The organism is Acetobacter malorum, assembly GCF_001580615.1.
Classification (GTDB): domain Bacteria; phylum Pseudomonadota; class Alphaproteobacteria; order Acetobacterales; family Acetobacteraceae; genus Acetobacter; species Acetobacter malorum.
Genome location: NZ_LHZC01000014.1, coordinates 1 through 3,176 on the forward strand (window position 1 = coordinate 1; position 3,176 = coordinate 3,176).

The 3,176-nt window shown below is 48.5% G+C and carries 2 protein-coding genes; both read left to right on the forward strand.

Going from position 1 to position 3,176, the window contains the following annotated elements; all coding sequences use genetic code 11:
• Nucleotides 1–361: 361 nt before the first annotated feature.
• Nucleotides 362–646 (forward strand): hypothetical protein, encoded by a 285-nt coding sequence (locus AD930_RS17565; protein WP_156476768.1) that lies wholly within the window; start codon nt 362–364, stop codon nt 644–646.
• Nucleotides 647–782: 136 nt separating this feature from the next.
• Nucleotides 783–3,176: Hint domain-containing protein (locus AD930_RS00085; RefSeq protein ID WP_061504671.1), on the forward strand; the 2,394-nt coding region annotated here is incomplete at its 3' end.

Genomic DNA, 3,176 nt, shown 5'->3' on the forward strand with positions numbered 1-3,176 from the left:
GGAAAATCTATCTGGCAGGCCTCTTTGGTATAATGAGGGCTTCCAGAGGTATCGTGACCTGTGTCGAGAAGATGAAAAAGTCTTCTTGGGATCGGTTCGTTTTTCTGCAGGATGCATAGAAAAATGAACAATTAGCGGTCTGATGAATCTGACCTGCCCGGATGAATTACAGAAAACTCGTAAGGTCAGAGACCAGAAATTTATCCGGTGAGCTAGAGCTAAAAGCTGGATCATTAAAAATAATTCACCATTTTTATTCAGCTATTTATTTTCAAATATATAGAAAAAACCGTATTGATAGCGACATGAAAATATTCAATTTGAGAAATTTATAACTTCCGAATAATGCCGTGATTTCACTATGAAAAAAATAGCAGGCAATGCAGCGCCCTGTGCATCAGGCACGTCATCATTTTTAGCAGCAGACGGAAATTCCAAATCTGTAAATTTACCTGAGCTGAAGGTTCTTTCGGTAATTCCGCAGGCTTGGGCCGGAGGTATTTGCTTTGACTTCACTCAAAGTTATCTGACCTTATTTCCTAAGCCTGCATGCGGGTCTTGGTATCTGCGTCTGACAGAACGAGATACAGGCAATGGTTTGCTTGGAAAAGGGATCAAGGAGGCTCTGCGTGCTGGCATGATCTAAAAAAGCACTTCGTTTTATGCTTTCCTCTGGTGCCCATGGCATGCAGATGCGCCGCGTCCGTTTGAAAGTATTTCTCTCATTACTGCTAAGAAAAATAGTACAGCAGTAAAAATATTATTTGGAAAAGATAACAAATATGAATGATATTTTGTCCGATACGACAATTGGCGGTGATGCCAGTAATGCTACGACATGGAACGGCGGAACTGTTCAAAGCGGTGTTGGACTATTTGTGAGTGCAGGAGGTATCGCCTCAAACGTAAGTGCCAGGTCTGGCGGTTATATAGATATTTATAACTCCGGAAGTGCTGTCAGCACGTATCTCTTTGGTGGCGATTCTGGTGATAATATTGCCGCAACGCTCAATGTTTTATCAGGAGGTCAGGCGAGCTTCACGTCCGCTGTGGACGGCGCGAATATTCTGGTCTCTGGCGGTGGCACAACGTCTGGCGATATTGCAGGCACAGGTGGGCAGGAAACTGTCTGGGGCAGTGCTGTTGATCTTACCGTTGACGGCGGCCATGCGTACCTTTCCCACGGGGGAAATGGTACAAACTGGACTGCTGCAAACGGTGGCTGGATTGGTATTTATAGCGGCGGAACCTTAACTGGCCTCACCGTGTCCGGGGCACACACCTATGCTGATATTTTTGGCGGTCAGGTTAGCAATGCGAGCGCGACAGAAGGCGGCATAGTTCAGATTGAAAACGGCGTAACCGTTTCTGTTGTCAGGGCTACATCCGGCGGTGACATTCAGGTTTCAGCGGGCGGCATAGCACAAAGTGCCGTCATTGAGGCAAATGGCGTTATGGACGTTCAGGCGGGGGGATCAAGCTTATCCGCTACCTTGGAGGCGGAGGATGCGACCTTAAATCTTTCTGGCGGTAAGGCATCACAGACAAATCTTTCAGCTGGTGCCGTTAATGTTTACACCGGCGGTGACCTTACGGATACGACGGTTCAGAGTGGTGTCATTAATCTGTCTGGTGGGAGGGCCACCGTTGTCTCAGCAACAAACGGAAGTGGTGGCATAAATGTTTTTGACGGCGGGCAACTAACGTCGGCCTCGTTACAAAGTGGCGGATATGTTCATATTTCTGCCGGTGGCACAGCGCTCTCTGACATCGTTCAAAGTGGCGGCACGGAATATGTAGACGATGGCGGCACAAGCATCTCCGCCCAAATCCTCACCTCAAATGCAAATATTATTGTATCCGCTGGCGGCCTGGCATCTGATGCTAAAATTATCAGTGGCTACGGCACTGTTTACGATAGTGGGACGATGAATGGTGGGTCCATTCAGAGCGGGATCATCACGGTATCCGGTGGGGTTGTTTCTGGTATGGTGGCCGACAATGGCGGTGGTTTTGATGTTTCTGGCGGTAGCGTGTCTGCCCTTAACATCAACACTGGCGGCTTTATCAATCTTTATGAGAATGGCTCCGCCACAAATGTTACTGGGAGTGGCAGCAATCTTACGAATGGGAACGGTGGTGTAAGCGTTTTTGGCGGTACGCTTAATAATGCCAGCTTTGAGGATGGGAGCACGCTTACCGCATCTGGCGGTGCAATCAGGGACGTCACGCTGGCATCCAATGGTCATGGGTTTATTACAAGTGCGACCGTAGAGAGTGCTACTATTTCTGGTGGGACTATGGTGCTGTATTCAGGCGCGATAACGTCCAACAGTGTTTTGACAGGCAATGGCACAGCCCCTAACGGTCAGTCCCAGGCTTTTGAAGCGATTTCCGCTGGGGCAAGTTCCTATAATGCGATCCTTAACAATGCCGCTGCGGAATATGTGAGTTATGGCGGCGTATCCATCAGTGCGACAATTAATGATGGTAGTTACGCCTACGCGTATGCAGGCGGCACGCTTTCTGACCTCACAATTAATAATACAGCAAGCGCCATTGTGAGTGCAGGCGGCCAGCTTACTGGGGCAACCGTCAATAATGGTGGTTACGTTTCCATTGAGAATGGAGGGACTCTTTCAGGAACTCTTTTCCTGCAAAGTGGCGGGCAGGCCAGTATTTATTCAAATGCTGGTGGCACCATTGTCATGGATGGGGAGAAAAATACCGGCCTGGTTATTTCCGGTCTGTCATATGGTGGAATTGTTAACACCGTCATTTCTGGTTTTAATGGAACGTCCTCCGGAGAGTCAGACGGCATTGTCTTGGATGGCGTGAAAGACGGAGATGTTGTCGGTATTGCCTATGATTCTGATGATGCTAACCGCGTATGGATTAATCTGAAAAATGGCCATGCTATAGGGCTAGAGATTGATAACGCCTCCAGCCTTGGTAATTCGCTCGTCGTGGGGAACGACGGTAATCTGATTTATGAAGTGTGCTTCTTGAGCGGGGGCATGATTCGTACACCCGCAGGCGATGTTGCTGTCGAAAATCTTACGATTGGTCATGACGTTCTGACTTTCGACTGGAAGAGCAACAAACAGGTTTCCCGTCCGGTTGTCTGGGTTGGTAAAGCGCATGCCGCGGTGCGCCCTGAACTTTCAGACGATGCA